The organism is Streptomyces lichenis, assembly GCF_023218175.1.
GTDB lineage: Bacteria > Actinomycetota > Actinomycetes > Streptomycetales > Streptomycetaceae > Streptomyces > Streptomyces lichenis.
Genome location: NZ_JALPTH010000016.1, coordinates 48,853 through 64,276 on the forward strand (window position 1 = coordinate 48,853; position 15,424 = coordinate 64,276).

Sequence of the window (15,424 nt, forward strand, 5' to 3'; positions counted from 1 at the left end):
CCGTACAAAGCACCCGGGTGCTCTCGACAGATGAATGTGAGAGGGGTCACCCTGTCATTCATCCACGCGGGGAGGCATGGATGGGCAGGAGCCGCAGAACACTTCCGGAGGAGCTTCTGCTGCTCGCTCTGGACCCGGCCACGGGTACCACAGCGCAGCCGCAGTCGCTCGACCTCGGCCTGGCCGGAGCGCAGCTAGTGGAGCTCGCTCTGGCAGGACGGATAGCCCCGGACGGGGATCGTATCGCCGTGGTGATGCCACGGCCGACCGGAGATCCGACACTGGACTCCGCGCTGGAACTGCTGCGCAGACGCGGCAGTCCGGTGCGGGCGGTCCACTGGATCGGCGGGCCCCGGCTGGGGTTGCGCCAGACGTATCTCTCGCATCTGGAACGGTGCGGCATGGTGCATGCCGTCGAGGGCCAGATGTGCGGGGTGCTGCCGACGACGCGCTACCAGGCGACGGAGACGGCGATCAGCCGGGAGATCAGGGCCCGGCTGGACAGCGCGATCCGCACCGGCGTACCGCCGGACCCGCGGACCGCGGCGCTCGCCGCGCTGGCCCACGCGGTCGGTCTCGGCAAGCACCTCTACCCCGGGAACGAGGGGCGCTCCTCGCGCTCGCGGCTCCGGGACCTGATCCGGCACGACCCGATGGGCGGGCTGGTGGCGCACGCCGTGATGGACGTGCAGAACGGCGTGGCCGCGCAGCCCCGCCGGGGCCCCGGCGGCGGACGTCCGGCGGGCGCGGTGCCGGCGCAGCCACGGCAGCACGGCAGCGGCTCGATGGCGCGCGCCGTGGCGCACTGACGGCGGGCGGGCCCCGCGCGGACCGTTCCGCGACCACCCGCGCGCCGGCGTGCACCACCGCGTGAATCACCGCATCGCAACACCGCATCGCGTCACCGCATGAACCGCATGGACGACCGCGCAGGCGCCATGTGACCCAGCGCACACACCGCATGAACCACCCGGTGGGGCGGCCCCTTCGGCCGCCCCACCGGCGCGTCCGGCCGTACCCGGCCCGGGTCCGCGCAGATGTCCGTGCCCACGCGTCTGGGCGTTTTCCAGCGCGGCACGGCCATTGGTGGCAGTCTGCTGAGCAGTAGATACGCAGAGCTACTCCTGTCGGCCGAGGCCTGTGGGGACACGGGCGCGCACCGGTCGCGCCGGGAGCGGCAGTTCGACAGCCGGAGGTGCAGTGTCCGTGGCGTCCAACGTCAACCCCACCGTCAGGCGGCGCAGATTGGGCCAGGAGTTGCGTCGGCTGCGTGAGCAGAAGGGCATGACGGCGGAGGAGGTGGCGGAGCGGCTGCTGGTCTCGCAGTCGAAGATCAGCCGTCTGGAGAACGGCCGCCGCTCCATCAGCCAGCGCGATGTCCGCGATCTGTGCGGGGTCTACGAGGTGGAGGACCACCGCGTCGTCGACTCGCTGATGCAGATGGCCAAGGACTCGCGCCAGCAGGGCTGGTGGCACGCCTTCGGCGACATCCCGTACAGCGTCTACATCGGCCTGGAGACGGACGCGGCCTCGCTGCGGGTGTACGAGCCCCAGGTGGTGCCGGGCCTGCTCCAGACCCGGCCGTACGCGGAGGCGCTGATCACCGGGTCGGCCCCGGAGTGGACGGCGGCCGACATCGACAAGCGGGTCAATGTGCGTGTCCGCCGCCAGGACCGGATCAAGGAGGGCGAGGCGCCGCTGCGGCTGTGGGCGGTGATCGACGAGTCGGCGCTGCGGCGGGTGGTCGGCGGCAAGCAGCTGATGATCGCGCAGCTGGAGCACCTGGTGGAGCAGTCGTACCTGCCCCATGTCACGGTGCAGGTGCTGCCGTTCGACATGGGCGCCCACCCCGGGATCGGCGGGCACTACGCCATCCTGGAGTTCCCGGACGCCGCGGACTCCTCGGTCGTCTACATCGAGGGCGTCACCAGCGACCTGTACCTGGAGAAGGCGAACGACGTGCAGCGCTACAGCGTGATGTACGAGCACCTGCGCGCCCAAGCGCTGAACGTCGAGCAGACCCGGCAGTTCATCGGAGACGTGATCAAGGAGTACGCGGGCGGCACCGTCCGCTGAGTCGAGACCTCCGCTGAGTCGAGACGTCCGCTGACATCCGAACGTCCGCTGACGTCCGAACGTCCGCTGAACGGACGCTTCCGCACGGAGGGCGGGCACGGTACACCCGGCCCACCCTCCGGTGGAAGTCTCATTGGAATATGCCATCCGGTCGAGTGAACGCCCGCCCCGGAGAGCGAAGTCGGCGAGTAGCGTCGATCACGTCGGCCTGCAGAGATCCGCCAGGCCGGTACCGGCGTCTCGGCCGACTCTGCACGGGCAGCTACGGGGCCGCGTCGGGCGAGCCTCGTAGGAACACGGAGCACAGAACATGGCCATCATCCAGGGCGGCACGGACAACTGGACCAAGTCCTCCTACTCGGGTGCCAACGGCGCCTGCGTCGAGGTCAGGTCGCCGTTGGTCGCCGAGATCGCGGTGCGCGACTCCAAGGTGCCCGCCGGCCCGTCGATCACCTTCCCCCCGACCGCCTGGAGCGCGTTCGTGCACGAGGTCGCCGCGCGATGAGGGCGTGAGCCCCCCTCCCCCACGCACCACCACGAAGAACGCGCCACAGCGAAGAGCCCTCTCGACTGGTCCGCCGTCCCGGCCGAGGGGGCTCCGCCGTGTCCGGGGCACGTCCGGGCGGGCCGGCGGGCGGCTCAGCCCCTCGGGTAGCGGGCCAGCCAGCCGGGGGCGGCGCTCTCCGGGCCGTGCAGCGCGGGGCCCTGGGTCATCTCCATGGCGAAGTCGTCGGCGAGCGCCAGGATGCTGGGCCGCCCCTCCAACTCGGCGATCCAGGACGGCGGCAGGGCGGTCTCCCCGTGCAGGGCGCCGAGCAGCGCCCCGGTGAGGGTGCCGGTCGCCGCCGAGGGGCCGTCGTGGTTGACCGCGAGCCGCAGGCCCTGCGCGGTGTCCTCGGCGACCAGGGCGCAGTACACGGCGATGGCGAGGGCGTCCTCGGCGTGCTCCCCGTCGGTGTCCCCGAGGGCGGCCAGCGCGTCCGGTCCGGGTGCCCCTCGGCGTACGGAATCCAGCGCGTTCCCCAGCGCCTCGGCCACCGGTTCATGGCCGGGGCGCTGGGTCAGCTGGGCCTGGGCCCGCCGGGCCGAGGCCTCCACGGTCTCGCCCCGGGCCAGCCCGTGCACGATCACCGCGAAGGCGCCCGCGGAGAGGTAGGCGGCCGGGTGGCCGTGGGTCTGGGCGGCGCACTCCACGGCGAGCTGGCACACCAGTTGGGGCTCCCAGCCCACCAGCAGCCCGTACGGCGCCGAGCGCACCAGGGCCCCGGCGTCGCGCGCGGCGGGGTTCTTGGGGCGGTCCAGGGTGCCGAGGACCTCGTCGGCGAGACCGGTGAGGGTGGCCCGGGGCGGGTCGCGGCGCACGTACAGCCACTCCTCGTTGGCCAGCCAGCCGTTGTCCTTGCGCCGCTCGTCGGGGCCCCAGTCCCGCTGGGTGGCCGCCCAGCGCAGATGGGCGCGGTGCACGTCCGTCGGCGGGTGCCAGGCCCCGGTGTCCCGGCGCACCTGGGCGCGGATCAGCCCGTCCACGGTGAACAGGCTCAGCTGGGTGGCCGCGGTGACGGCGCCCCGGCGCCCGTAGGCGGGGGTGAGGTCGGTCAGCCCGGCGGGGCCGTGCGCCTCGCGGACGGCCTCGGTGGACAGGGTGTCCACGCCGGCCCCGAGGGCGTCGCCCACCGCGGCGCCGAGCAGGCAGCCGCGTACCCGGGAGCGGAAGTCCTGCTGCTGGGTCCGGCCCCAGACAGCCGCGGTCGCCGCGATCGCCGCACTCACCTCGCGCCCTCCGCCTCCCCGGCCCGCCCGGCACCGCACCGGTTGCCGCTTCTGGCCTGACATGTGCACCCTCAAGCCGGGCGCCGGAGCCTGCACTGTAATCCAAGGGGAGCGGAGCGGTCCGGGTACGCGGAGTGAACGGCCGGATCAAGCCGGGCCCGGCCCCGCCACCGGCCCGGGGTCAGTCCGTCAGCACCGGCAGCAGGGTCGGCAGATGCCCGTCGGAGGCGGCCGCCGCCTTCTGCCGCTCCTCGGGGACCTCCCCGTACAGGGTGGTACGCGGCCGGGCGGGGCGGCCCGCGGCCTCGGCGATGGCCACCAGGTCCCGTACCGACTTGTAGGAGCCGTAACCCGATCCGGCCATCCGGGAGATGGTCTCCTCCATCAGGGTGCCGCCCAGGTCGTTGGCGCCGGAGCGCAGCATCTCCGCCGCGCCCTCGCTGCCCAGCTTCACCCAGCTGGTCTGGATGTTGGTGATGTGCGGGTGCAGCAGCAGCCGGGCCATGGCGGTCACCGCCCGGTTGTCGCGGACCGTCGGGCCGGGGCGGGCGATCCCGGCGAGGTAGACCGGTGCGTTGGTGTGGATGAACGGCAGGGTGACGAACTCGGTGAAGCCGCCGGTCTCCTGCTGGATCCGGGCCAGCGTGCGGAAGTGGCCCAGCCAGTGGCGGGGCTGGTCCACATGCCCGTACATCATGGTCGAGGACGACCGCAGCCCCAGCTCATGCGCGGTGCTGACCACCTCGATCCAGGTGGCCGCGGGCAGCTTGCCCTTCGTCAGCACCCAGCGGACCTCGTCGTCCAGGATCTCCGCGGCGGTGCCCGGGATCGAGTCCAGCCCCGTCTCCTTCGCCGCCGTCAGCCACTCCCGGATCGACATCCCGGTCCGGCTCGCCCCGTTCACGACCTCCATCGGCGAGAAGGCGTGCACATGGATCCCGGGCACCCGCTCCTTCACCGCCCGGGCGATGTCGAAGTACGCGGTGCCGGGCAGGTCCGGGTGGATGCCGCCCTGCATGCACACCTCCACCGCGCCGACCTCCCAGGCCTGCGCGGCCCGGTCGGCGACCTGCTCCAGGGAGAGGGTGTAGGCGTCGGCGTCGGTGCGGCGCTGGGCGAAGGCGCAGAACCGGCAGCCGGTGTAGCAGACATTGGTGAAGTTGATGTTCCGGGTGACGACATAGGTCACCTCGTCCCCCACCACCGACTTCCGCAGCTCGTCGGCGACCCGGCAGAGCGCGTCCAGCGCGGGCCCGTCGGCGTGCAGCAGCGCGAGCGCCTGCTCGTCGGTCAGCCGTGTCGGGTCATCGGCGGCGGTCGCCAGCGCCCCCCGCACATCGGTGTCGATCCGCTGCGGCACCATCCCCGGCGCCGCCGCCTCCCGCAACGCCCCCCAGTCCCCGTACACCTCATCGAAGTCCTCCCGCCGATCCCCCGTCCGTCCCTCCTCCCCGTCGATCTCCACATGCAGCTCCGTCCGCCCACTCGCCGTGAACGCCTCGTCCGGCTCCTGCCAGGGGCGGCCCACGACGGGCGCGTCCGGCACCGCCAGCCCGGTCTCCGGATCGGCCAGCGCGGTGACATGCGGCAGCAGCCGGGGATCGAGCCACGGCTCCCCCCGCCGTACGAACTCCGGGTACACACAGAGGCGTTCCGCCAGCCGGAACCCCGCCTCCCCCGACTTCTCCCCCAAGGTCTCGATCTGCGGCCAGGGCCGCTCCGGGTTCACATGGTCGATGGTGAGCGGCGAGACCCCGCCCCAGTCGTCGATGCCCGCACCGATCAGCCGCCCGTACTCCTCGTCCACCAGGTTCGGCGGGGCCTGGAGGCAGGCCGAGGGGCCCATGATGTGCCGGGCCACGGCGATGGTGGCGACCAGGTCGTCCAGCTCCGCGTCCGGCATCCCGCGCATCGCGGTGTCCGGCTTGGCGCGGAAGTTCTGGATGATCAGCTCCTGGATGGAGTGGTATGCGCGGGCCACCCGCCGCAGCGCGAACAGCGACTCCGCCCGCTCCTCGTAGGTCTCGCCGATCCCGATCAGCAGCCCCGAGGTGAACGGCACCGAGGACCGCCCCGCGTCCTCCAGCACCCGCACCCTGACCGCCGGTTCCTTGTCCGGCGACCCGTAGTGCGGCCCACCGGGCTCGCTCCACAGCCTCGTCGCGGTGGTCTCCAGCATCATTCCCATCGACGGGGCGACCGGCTTCAGCCGCTGGAAGTCCGTCCACGACATCACCCCGGGGTTGAGGTGGGGCAGCAGCCCGGTCTCCTCCAGGATCCGGATCGCCATCGCCCGCACATACGCGATGGTGTCGTCATAGCCGTGCGCGTCCAGCCACTCCCGCGCCTCCGGCCAGCGGTCCTCCGGCTTGTCACCGAGGGTGATCAGCGCCTCCTTGCACCCCAGTTCGGCGCCGCGCCGGGCCACGTCCAGCACCTCGTCGGGCGACATGAACATCCCGTGCCCGACCCGCCGCAGCTTGCCGGGCACGGTGGCGAAGGTGCAGTAGTGGCACTTGTCCCGGCACAGCCGGGTGAGCGGGATGAAGACGCTCTTGCTGTACGTGATGGTGCCGGGGCGCCCGGCCGCCGCCAGCCCGGCGTCCCGCACCCGGCCCGCGGAGGCCGTCAGATCCGCCAGATCCTCGCCGCGCGCCTGGAGCAATACGGCGGCCTCCGACACATCGAGCGCCACCCCGTCCCGGGCCCGCCTCAGCGCACGGCGCATCGCGTTGGCCGTCGGGGCGGTGGGAGCGGCGGGGCGGCGTACGGGCTGGTCATCCGTCATGTCCCCGAGCATACGAGCCGCCCATGCACCGGCCCGAGCCGCAGGGGCACCGGTCAGAGAAACTCCGCGTACGCGTCCAGGGTGCGCAGCACCTCCGGTTCCCCCGCCGGAGGAAGCTGGACGACGACTTCCCCGATGCCCAGGTCGGCGAAGCGGGCCAGCTTCCCGGCCGAGGGCCGCACGGCGTACGGGACGATCTGCGGGCCCTCCCCTCCCCGTCCGGCCTCCTCCCAGGCAGCGCGCAGCGCCGGCAGCGCCTCGGTGAGACCGCCACCGCCGATGGGCAGCCAGCCGTCGCCGTGCTCGGCGATCGCCGCGAACAGCCGGGGCCCGGCCGCCCCGCCGAACAGCACCCGGGGCGCCCCTCCGACCGGCTTGGGATACGCGTACGAGGCCCGGACCGAGGCCGTGCGCCCCTCGTACGCGGTCGGCTCCTCCGCCCACAGCGCCCGCATCACCCCGATCCGCTCCCGCACCGCCCGCCTCCGCGACCCCCAGTCCACCCCGTGGTCCTCCGCCTCCTCCCGGTTCCACCCGTACCCCACCCCCAGCGTGAACCGCCCACCCGACAGATGGTCCAGCGTGGCCACCTGCTTGGCCAGGTCGATCGGGTCATGCTGCGCGACCAGCGTGATCCCGGTCCCCAGGGTGATCCGCTCGGTCACCGCGGCGGCCTGCGCCAGCGCACTGAACGGCTCCAGCGTCCGCCCGTACTCCGGCGGCAACTCGCCCCCGGCCGGATAGGGCGTGGTGCGCTCGACGGGGATGTGGGTGTGCTCGGGCAGATACAACCCGGCGAACCCGCGCTGCTCCAGCTCCTGGGCGAGCCGTACCGGGGTGATCGTCTGATCGGTCAGAAAGACCGTGGTCGCGATGCGCATACCGGCCAACGTACGGCGTGCGGGGACCGCTGCCGAGATGCGCTGCGGGGGCGCATGGGCGGGGTCGTTCGAGGATGCGGGTCCGTTACGCTCCGGACATGGCCGACCCCCACGTCAGCGGCGAAGTCCACCACCGGGCGTGCGGTGTCTGCCCAGGCCGTCGGCACCCGGTCGGTGAGTTCGACGTGTTCGAGCGCCCCACCGCCGAGGCCCCGTTCAGCCCGGCCGACGGGCTCCGGTACCTGGGCGACGGGACGCCGGTCTGCGTCCACCCGGAGAAGGTCGGGCTTCCCCCCGGTCGGTACAAGAGCAAGGGCGCACCGCTCGTGGTCCAACTGGACCTGCCGTCCGACCCGTCCCAGGTGGCCACCCATCTGCACGGGGTGTTCCACGGGACCGCGCCGGCCCTGCTGGACGACCTGATCGTCCAGGCGACCGACCAGATCCGGCGCGCGTTCCCCGAGCTGGACGCGTTGTCCGTGCTGCGCCAGGCCCTCGGCTAGACGGCGTCGGGCTCACCCGAGGTGGAGGTGTGCGCCTGCCCCATGCAGGTGCGGTCGTGGCGGCCTACGGCCAACCGTGCTCGGTGAGCGGGTCGCCGCCTCTGAGGTAGCCGAGCAGTCCGGCCTCGGGGTACTCGATGATGTCCTCGGGCAGCTCGTGCACGGACCACCACCGCAGGTCGAGGCACTTCTCGGGCTCACGGTTGACCGGCTCGCCCACCCACGTGGTGGCCAGGAAGAACAGGCCGATGCGCTCGGCCCCGGCGTCCTGCCGGTGGTGCACGACATGCACGAGCCGCAGTCGCCTGGGGTCGACCACGACGCCCGTCTCCTCCATCAACTCGCGCGCGGCACCGACGGTGAGCGGTTCCCCGGCGTCCAACTTGCCCGAGGGGGCGTGCCACCGCCCGTATCCATAGGTGCCCCCGCGCCGCGACAGCAGCACCCGGTCGCCGTCGCGCAGGATCACATGCGTGTCGATCACGGGGGTCGCGGGTGTGGGGATCATGGGTTCACCGTGGGGTCATCGGGTGCGGTGCGGTGGGGCTGCCGACGCTACTCCCGGGCGTGGGCACGGCGTCAGCGATCCGCGCCGCCACACCCGTAGGGGTGGACATGGTGGAGTCGAGTACGAGCACCGCGACGCCGAGGGTCGATGCGGGCTGTGCGGCGGGGCAGGGTGGGTGATCGTTCCCGCATGCGGCCGGTCCGCCGCGTGGTCAGTCGAGTGAGGGGGTGTCGTCGGTCACCTGCCAGGAGTGCCCTGACGAGTGATCAGCGGTCAGGTGGCAGGCTTCCCGCTTGACGGGGTCCAAGGCATGATCGACCACCCCGCAGGGCGGCATCACGACGAACCGGCACGCCCCCGTGTCATCCCACCGTGCCCATACGTGCACCTCGGCGGCCAGCTCGTCGAGATAGTCCACATGGTCACCACCGTGGTCATGGGCCAACTCGCAGAGGAACGATGCGTCCAGACTCGGGGCACCTCTCCGCCAGCCCCCCGCCACCACGTCGGACCAGGGCGTACGGAGTGCTCTGTTGCAGCGCATCACGGGTCCGTCTCCTAGTGACGGGGCGCCGACCGCGCACCCAGATGCGGCACTCCGGCCGGACGGTGGGAAGGGGGGCACGCTCGCCAAGCCGCACTGGCACTGTGAGTGCATCGCGCTGACGATGGTGTTGGGAGCCCGACAGACCTCTCACACGCGGAACTTGCCGCGAACACGCTCCTCCGCCAGCGACCGAGCACGGGCTCGATCCGCCGGACGCGCCGGCCGGGTGTCCGCCGGGTCGGTCTCCCACTCGACACCGCCGCCCACGGGGCGCAGGAACCAGCTCCCCTCACACTCGCCTCGGAACTCGCCCACCTTGTCGTGCGCCGTGTCCAGCAGGAGGGTGCCGACCGCAGGTTCCCCCGGCTTGCCCGCCGTGTTGGGCCCGTGCGGTACGTCGATGTGTCGCTCACTGGTCATCGCTGTGCTCCTATGCCGCGGACTCGACCCGTCATGGAGAGCTTCCGCTCGATGACTTTTGGCGACCAGTGTGATTCGTAGTGTGAAGTCCTCCTGGCTCCTGGCTACTTGGGCGACGCCGTCGCATCGTGGGAGCAGTATGGACGGCATGAGGATCGGTGACCTGATCAGAGACCTGCGCAAGGCGCGTGGTTGGTCCCAGGCTCGGTTGGCGTCCGAGGTCAACGACGCTTATGGCACAGCCTTGGGGCGGGAATACGTCAGCAACTGGGAGTGCTCCAAGGTGCAGCCCGGCCCGTTCTACCTCCGGGCCCTCTCTGCCGTCCTGGACGTACCCCTAGCCGTGCTTGAGGACGATGTGAAGCGCCGAACTTTCATGACCGATGTCGCCGGTGCTGCCATAGCTCCGGTCGTCGCCTCCGATCTGCTCTCCCTGGGCTTCGCCGCACGCCTGCGTGGAGGGCCCACAGCCGAGGCCTGGGACGCGAAGCTGGCCACCTACGGCACCGAGTACATGTCGCTGGGAGCGGCGGACACCCAGCGGCGGGTGGCCGGTGAGCTGGTCGCCGTACAGCAGCAGCTCGAACAGCCCCGCCTGTGGTCGGTCGCCTCGCGGCTCATGACCCTGTACGCGAAGACCTTCCCCGGGTCGGACGGCACCAAGGCGGTCCACTGGTACCGCATGGCCGCGGAGGCAGCGGACCAGGCAGGGGACGAGGAGACCCGCGTGTGGGTTCGGGGGCGGGCCGCCATCGCCCTGGGCTATGAGGGAGCCGCCCTGGGCGTGGCCGACGTTCTCGCCGATCAGGCCATGGCGATCAGTCGCAGGCCGTCCCTCGGTCTGCTCAACGCGATCATGGGGAAGGCACATGCCGCCGCCCTCAGAGGCGATTACGGCGCGGCCCGGGAGCTGGCCGAGGAGGGACGGCGGGTCTTCGACCGGGCGGGCTCCTACGAGCAGACCTCCGACTATGCCGTGCCGTGGTGGCGCATGAACGTCTTCCTGTCGCTCCTGCTGGCGAGACTGGGAGATGAACGCGGAGCGGTCGATGCCCAGGAAGAGGCGGCGAAGGAACTGCCCGGAACCCTGCCCCGGTTCGCCACGCACCTGGAGCTGCACCGGGGACTGATGCTGGCGCGGAGTGGTGACCGGCCGGCGGGGCTGAACCACGCGCGGGCCGCCATGGCCGCCCTGCCGCCGGAGAAGCACTCCCTCACCTTGCGTCTGCTGCTGGCGGAGATCGGACAGGGGGCCGCCCCCGGCTGAGACCCGCCCCGCTTCCGGAAGCCGCCGTCCGGATGTCGTTCCGGGGCGTTCCCTGGTTCACCGGGCTCCGGCAGGCTGCCGTCATGACGTTACGCAGGCGGGAGTTCGCGGTCGGGGCGGCGGGGGCGGTGGCGGCCGGGGTCGTGGGGGCGGCGGAGGCGGTTGGGGCGGCGGGGGTGACGGTCGCGGTGCTGCGGGGGACGTTGCGGCCGGGGGCGCCGGACTGGGTGTATCTGCCGGTGGAGGTGGCGGCGGGTACGGCGGAGGTGCGGGTCTCGTACGCGTACGAGCGGCCGTCGGTGCCGCCCGGGACGGCGGGGAACGCGCTGGACATCGGGCTCTTCGACGAACGGGGCACCGCGCTCGGGGGCAGGGGCTTCCGGGGGTGGTCGGGCGGGGCGCGGTCGGAGTTCTTCGTACGGGCGGACGAGGCCACGCCGGGGTATGTGGCGGGGCCGGTGCGGGCGGGGACCTGGTACGTGCTGATCGCCCCGTACTCGATCGCGCCGCAGGGGCTGGCGTACACGGTGACGGTGACGCTGACCCGGGGGCCGGCCGGGCGGACGCCGCGGGCGGTGTATCCGCCGGAGAGGGCGCGGGGGCGGGGGCGGGGCTGGTACCGGGGGACTGCCATCTGCACTCGGTGCACTCCGACGGCCGGCGCACCCCGGCCGAGATCGCCGCCGCGGCCCGCGCCGCGGGGCTGGACTTCATCAACTCCGCCGAGCACAACACCCACTCCGCGCACGGCGCCTGGGAGGGGTTGTGGGGTGACGACCTGCTGATCATGGTGGGCGAGGAGGTCACCACCCGCACGGGGCATGTGCTGGCGGTGGGGACGGACCCGGGGACGTTCGTGGACTGGCGGTACCGGGCCCGGGACCGGCGGTTCGGACGGTACGCGGAGGTCATCCGGCGGGCCGGCGGGCTGGTCGTACCGGCCCATCCGCACGCCACCTGCGCGGGGTGCGCCTGGAAGTTCGGCTTCGGCGAGGCGGACGCGGTGGAGGTCTGGAACGGGCCGCACACCGCCGACGACGAGGTGGCGCTGGCCGCCTGGGACGCCGCGCTCACGGCCCGGCGCGGCGGCGGCTGGCTGCCGGCCATCGCCTCCAGCGACGCCCACCGCGAGCCGGACCGGGTGGGCTCGCCGCAGACCGTGGTGCTGGCGGAGGAGCTGTCCCGGGAGGCGATCCTGGCGGGGCTGCGGGCCGGGCGCAGTTATCTGGCCGAGTCCTCGGCGGTGGCGTTGTCGCTGGTGGTGTCGGGGCCGCGCGGGCAGCGGGCGGGGATCGGCGAGCGGCTGCGTACCGCCCGGGCGGACGACCCGGTCACCGTACGGCTGGAGGTGTCGGGCGCGCCCGGCCGCACCGCGCATCTGGTCACCGACCAAGGGACCGTGCACACGGTGGTGCTGCCGGACTCCGCCACCGGGGCGGTGGAGTGGACGACCAGCGCCGCCCGTTCCGCGTACGTACGGGCCGAGGTCCGCCACCCGCCGGCGGTACCGGGGCTGCCGGGCGCCCCGGCGGGGCTCACCAACCCGGTGTGGCTGGGGGGAGGGGATGGGGAGTAGGGCGGAGCTCAGTCGTTGACGGCGGTGAGCAGGAAGGCCGCGTCGGTGACCGCGGTGATGCCGTGCCGTTCGGGCGGCAGCAGATAGAGGGCGCCCGTGGTCAGCTCCACGTCCCCCGACTGGGCGGTCACCCGGATCGCTCCCCGCAGCACCTGGAGGGAGGCGGCCGGCGGGGTGTTGTGCTCGTCCAGCGAGGTGCCGGCGGTCAGCGCGATCACGGACTGCCGCAGCGGCTGCTCGCGCACGATCAGGTTGGCGCTGCGCCCGTGCTCGTCCCGGTGGGCGGCGATGAGGTGTTCCTCGGCGATGGCGTTGAGATCGTACATACGGTCCACCTTGCCCGGCGGGACGGCCGCCCGCATGTGTACGGGTACGGATACGGCGGGAGCGGGCGTACGCGGAAGGGCGGGCACCGCGCCGTCCCGCGATGCCCGCCCTTCCTGCCTGGTGCGGCCGCCGGAGCCGCCGGTGGTCAGTCCTCGACGACCAGGGAGGGGGTCTCGCGGGTGAGCACCTCGCCGCGGAAGAAGGCGGGGCTGCGGCGCTGCATCACCAGCATGATCACCACTCCGGCGAGCAGCAGCCCGACGCCGATGACGAAGACCGAGCCGATGCCGAGGACGGAGGAGCCGGAGCCGTGCGCCGGGTCCCAGCTGTCGTAGAGCGTCTTGACGAAGACGGCCGTCAGCATCAGCCCGCCGAGGGCCGGCAGCACGCCCTTGAGCAGGGCGTCCTTCGCGGAGGCGGTCAGCTCCCGGCGGAAGAACCAGACGCAGGCGAAGGCGGTCAGCGCGTAGTAGAAGCAGATCATCAGGCCGAGCGCGTAGATGGTGTCGACCAGGACGTTCTCGCTGACCAGGGTCATCACGGCGTAGAAGGTCCCGGTGGAGACGCCGGCGATGACGGTGGCCTTTCCGGGGCTCTTGAAGCGCGGGTGGACCTTGGTGAAGGAGTGCGGCAGGGCCTCGTAGGTGGCCATGGCCAGCACCGTGCGGGCGACCGGGATGAAGGTGGTCTGGAGGCTGGCGGCGGCGGAGGCGAGCACCGCGACGAAGAGGGTGACGCCGAGGACGGGGCCCATGACCGGGCCGGCGAGGGCGGCGAAGACGTTGTCGGAGGTCTCCGGGTTGGCGAGGCCGAGGCCGCTCTCGCCGGAGCCGACGATCATCTGGGCGGCGATGCCGGTGGCCAGGTAGGAGCCGATCAGCACCACCATGGTGATCATGGCGGCGCGGCCGGGGGTGCTGGTGCTGCCGGTGGTCTCCTCGTTGGTGGCCAGGCAGGCGTCCCAGCCCCAGTAGATGAAGATCGCCAGGGAGAGCCCGGCGGTGAAGGCGGAGAAGGACTGGACGGCGAAGGGGTTCAGCCAGGTCCAGGAGAAGTCCACGCCGGTCGGGAAGTCGGCGCCGCCCACCTTCCCGAAGGCCATCACCACGAAGACGGCCAGGACGAGGAGCTGGAGGCCGACCAGGGCGTACTGCACGCCCTTGGTGGCCGTCATGCCGCGGTAGCTGATCGCGGTGGCGATGGCGATCAGGGTCAGGCAGGTGAGGATGTGCGCGGCCTTGTTGTCGTCCAGGGCGGCGATGGAGGGACTGCCGGTGATCTCGCCGGCCAGGAGCCAGAAGTACGAGGTGGCCACGCCGGCCAGGTTCGACAGGACGATGATCGTCGCGATGACCAGGCCCCAGCCGCACATCCAGCCGACCCGGGGGCCGAAGGCCTTGACCGTCCAGGTGAAGGAGGTGCCGCAGTCCGGCATCACGCGGTTGAGCTCGCGGTAGGCGAAGGCGACCAGCAGCATCGGCAGGAACCCGGCCAGGAAGACGGCGGGCATCTGGAGCCCGACCTCGCCGGCGGTGGGGCCGAGGGTCGAGGTCAGGCAGTAGACGGGGGCCACGGTGGAGATACCGATGACCGCACTGCCCAGCAGCCCGACGGAGTTCCCGCCGAGGCCCTTGCCGCGCACCTCCGTGGTGGTGTCACCCGGCATGGTGACGCCCCTTACCGTGTCTCCGGCCTGGGGCCGCGCTTCCACCTGAGTCATGAACGAGACGTTAAATGCTGCGGTTTCCATATCCGGAGTGCGGAAGTTCGCGATCTTTGCCTTGCATTCGCAGGGCTTTGGCGACTATTGGTCGGGGAATGGAAGAGTAGGTGGCGGCGGCGCCAGCCGATCAGTGGGCGTCTCGCACACCGTCCGCTATGCGGGAACCGCAGGGCTGTCCGATTTGCCGGTTTCAGAAATTTCCCGTGCGTTTCGCTGCGCGTTGCGGCGTGCGGTGTGGGTGACGGCCGCGGGACCGCCCGTACCCCCTTCCGGGGCCGGTCCGCCACGGGTCGCGCTCACCCCACCCGGTAGCCCAGGGCCGTCGCCAGCAGGGCCGCCTGGTCCAGGTCGATCCGGGTCCCGGAGGCCTCGGCCGTCCGCGGGTCCAGCGATGACAGGTCGCTGCCCCGCAGGTCGGCACCGGCCAGCCGCACCCCGCCCAGCGCCGCACCCGACAGATCGCAGCGGGTCATCACCGTGCCCTCCAGCCGCGCCCCGGTGAGGTCCGCCTCGCGCAGCCGCACCCCGTCGAAGGAGGCCCGGCGCAGATCGGCGCCCGGCAGCCCCGAGAAGGACCAGTCGCCCCCGTCCACCGCCAGCAGCCCGAACGTGGTCCGCTCGAAACTCGCGCCGACCGCCTTGCACCCCTCGAAGCGGGCGTCGAAGAAGGAGCAGCCGCGGAAGACGCAGTTCACGAAGGCGGAGCCGGTGTGCCGGGAGGCGTTGAACGCCACCCCGGAGAAGACGCACCCGTCGAAGACGGCGCCCTCCCCGACCACCTCCGTCCAGTCCAGGTCGTAGAAGGTGTACCCCTCGTACACATCCCGCGGCCCCAGCTCCCGCCCGTACCAGTCCTCATCCCGAACCACCCGCCCGGTCCCCGCCCCGGGGTCACCGTGTCGATCAGCCATCCCTCCATTGAAACCGCCACCACTGACAGAGCCGTCTCCTGTGGCAGCCGCCGCGGGCAGGGGGTGGCGGCCGAGGCCCCGGGGGCGTGTGCGGGTGCGGTGCAGAGCCGGGTCGGCGGGGGGTCCC

14 protein-coding genes and 1 pseudogene are annotated in these 15,424 nt (G+C 72.3%); 6 read left to right on the top strand and 9 right to left on the bottom strand.

What is annotated here, in order from left to right; all coding sequences use genetic code 11:
• The first annotated feature begins 80 nt into the window (after positions 1 to 80).
• From M1O15_RS17385 to M1O15_RS17395, 3 genes are all read left to right on the top strand, one after another.
• Positions 81 to 809 carry a GOLPH3/VPS74 family protein gene (locus tag M1O15_RS17385; RefSeq protein ID WP_248634794.1) on the top strand — a complete coding sequence of 243 codons (729 nt, stop codon included), beginning with the start codon at positions 81 to 83 and terminating at the stop codon, positions 807 to 809.
• A 397-nt stretch (positions 810 to 1,206) separates the two neighbouring features.
• Entirely contained in the window at positions 1,207 to 2,076 is an 870-nt protein-coding gene (locus M1O15_RS17390; protein WP_248634795.1) for a helix-turn-helix domain-containing protein, read from the top strand.
• A gap of 310 nt (positions 2,077 to 2,386) precedes the next feature.
• The gene (locus tag M1O15_RS17395; RefSeq protein ID WP_248634796.1) at positions 2,387 to 2,581 is read left to right on the top strand and encodes a DUF397 domain-containing protein; all 195 of its coding nucleotides are present in this window, start codon (positions 2,387 to 2,389) and stop codon (positions 2,579 to 2,581) included.
• Between the two features lie 134 nt (positions 2,582 to 2,715).
• Here M1O15_RS17395 and M1O15_RS17400 read toward each other — a convergent pair whose 3' ends face one another.
• From M1O15_RS17400 to M1O15_RS17410, 3 genes are all read right to left on the bottom strand, one after another.
• Entirely contained in the window at positions 2,716 to 3,834 is a 1,119-nt protein-coding gene (locus M1O15_RS17400) for an ADP-ribosylglycohydrolase family protein (protein WP_372499496.1), read from the bottom strand.
• 193 nt (positions 3,835 to 4,027) lie between these two features.
• Positions 4,028 to 6,634: a bifunctional FO biosynthesis protein CofGH gene (locus M1O15_RS17405; RefSeq protein WP_248634798.1), complete on the bottom strand. Its 2,607-nt coding sequence runs from the start codon at positions 6,632 to 6,634 to the stop codon at positions 4,028 to 4,030.
• Positions 6,635 to 6,687: 53 nt separating this feature from the next.
• On the bottom strand, positions 6,688 to 7,515 hold the full coding sequence (locus M1O15_RS17410; RefSeq protein ID WP_248634799.1) for an LLM class F420-dependent oxidoreductase: 828 nt from the start codon (positions 7,513 to 7,515) through the stop codon (positions 6,688 to 6,690).
• Positions 7,516 to 7,613: 98 nt separating this feature from the next.
• Here M1O15_RS17410 and M1O15_RS17415 point away from each other — a divergent pair, with 98 nt between their 5' ends.
• A complete protein-coding gene (locus M1O15_RS17415) occupies positions 7,614 to 8,018 on the top strand; it encodes a hypothetical protein (RefSeq protein WP_248634800.1) in 405 nt (134 codons plus the stop codon).
• A gap of 64 nt (positions 8,019 to 8,082) precedes the next feature.
• Here the strand turns inward: M1O15_RS17415 and M1O15_RS17420 are convergent, their stop codons facing one another.
• The 3 genes from M1O15_RS17420 to M1O15_RS17430 form a co-directional block, all read right to left on the bottom strand.
• Positions 8,083 to 8,526, bottom strand: a complete 444-nt coding sequence (locus tag M1O15_RS17420) for an NUDIX hydrolase (protein WP_248634801.1) — start codon at positions 8,524 to 8,526, stop codon at positions 8,083 to 8,085.
• 211 nt (positions 8,527 to 8,737) lie between these two features.
• Positions 8,738 to 9,070 (bottom strand): hypothetical protein, encoded by a 333-nt coding sequence (locus M1O15_RS17425; protein ID WP_248634802.1) that lies wholly within the window; start codon positions 9,068 to 9,070, stop codon positions 8,738 to 8,740.
• A gap of 150 nt (positions 9,071 to 9,220) precedes the next feature.
• Positions 9,221 to 9,493, bottom strand: a complete 273-nt coding sequence (locus M1O15_RS17430) for a hypothetical protein (protein ID WP_248634803.1) — start codon at positions 9,491 to 9,493, stop codon at positions 9,221 to 9,223.
• A 148-nt stretch (positions 9,494 to 9,641) separates the two neighbouring features.
• On the opposite strand from M1O15_RS17430, the gene M1O15_RS17435 reads away from it, so the two are divergent.
• Positions 9,642 to 10,760, top strand: a complete 1,119-nt coding sequence (locus M1O15_RS17435) for a helix-turn-helix domain-containing protein (protein ID WP_248634804.1) — start codon at positions 9,642 to 9,644, stop codon at positions 10,758 to 10,760.
• Between the two features lie 83 nt (positions 10,761 to 10,843).
• Positions 10,844 to 12,336: pseudogene (locus tag M1O15_RS17440) on the top strand (CehA/McbA family metallohydrolase).
• Between the two features lie 8 nt (positions 12,337 to 12,344).
• Here the strand turns inward: M1O15_RS17440 and M1O15_RS17445 are convergent.
• The 3 genes from M1O15_RS17445 to M1O15_RS17455 form a co-directional block, all read right to left on the bottom strand.
• A complete protein-coding gene (locus tag M1O15_RS17445; RefSeq protein ID WP_248634805.1) occupies positions 12,345 to 12,662 on the bottom strand; it encodes a cupin domain-containing protein in 318 nt (105 codons plus the stop codon).
• A gap of 146 nt (positions 12,663 to 12,808) precedes the next feature.
• A complete protein-coding gene (locus M1O15_RS17450; RefSeq protein WP_248634806.1) occupies positions 12,809 to 14,383 on the bottom strand; it encodes an APC family permease in 1,575 nt (524 codons plus the stop codon).
• Positions 14,384 to 14,682: 299 nt separating this feature from the next.
• Positions 14,683 to 15,297: a pentapeptide repeat-containing protein gene (locus tag M1O15_RS17455; RefSeq protein WP_248634807.1), complete on the bottom strand. Its 615-nt coding sequence runs from the start codon at positions 15,295 to 15,297 to the stop codon at positions 14,683 to 14,685.
• Between the last annotated feature and the right edge of the window lie 127 nt (positions 15,298 to 15,424).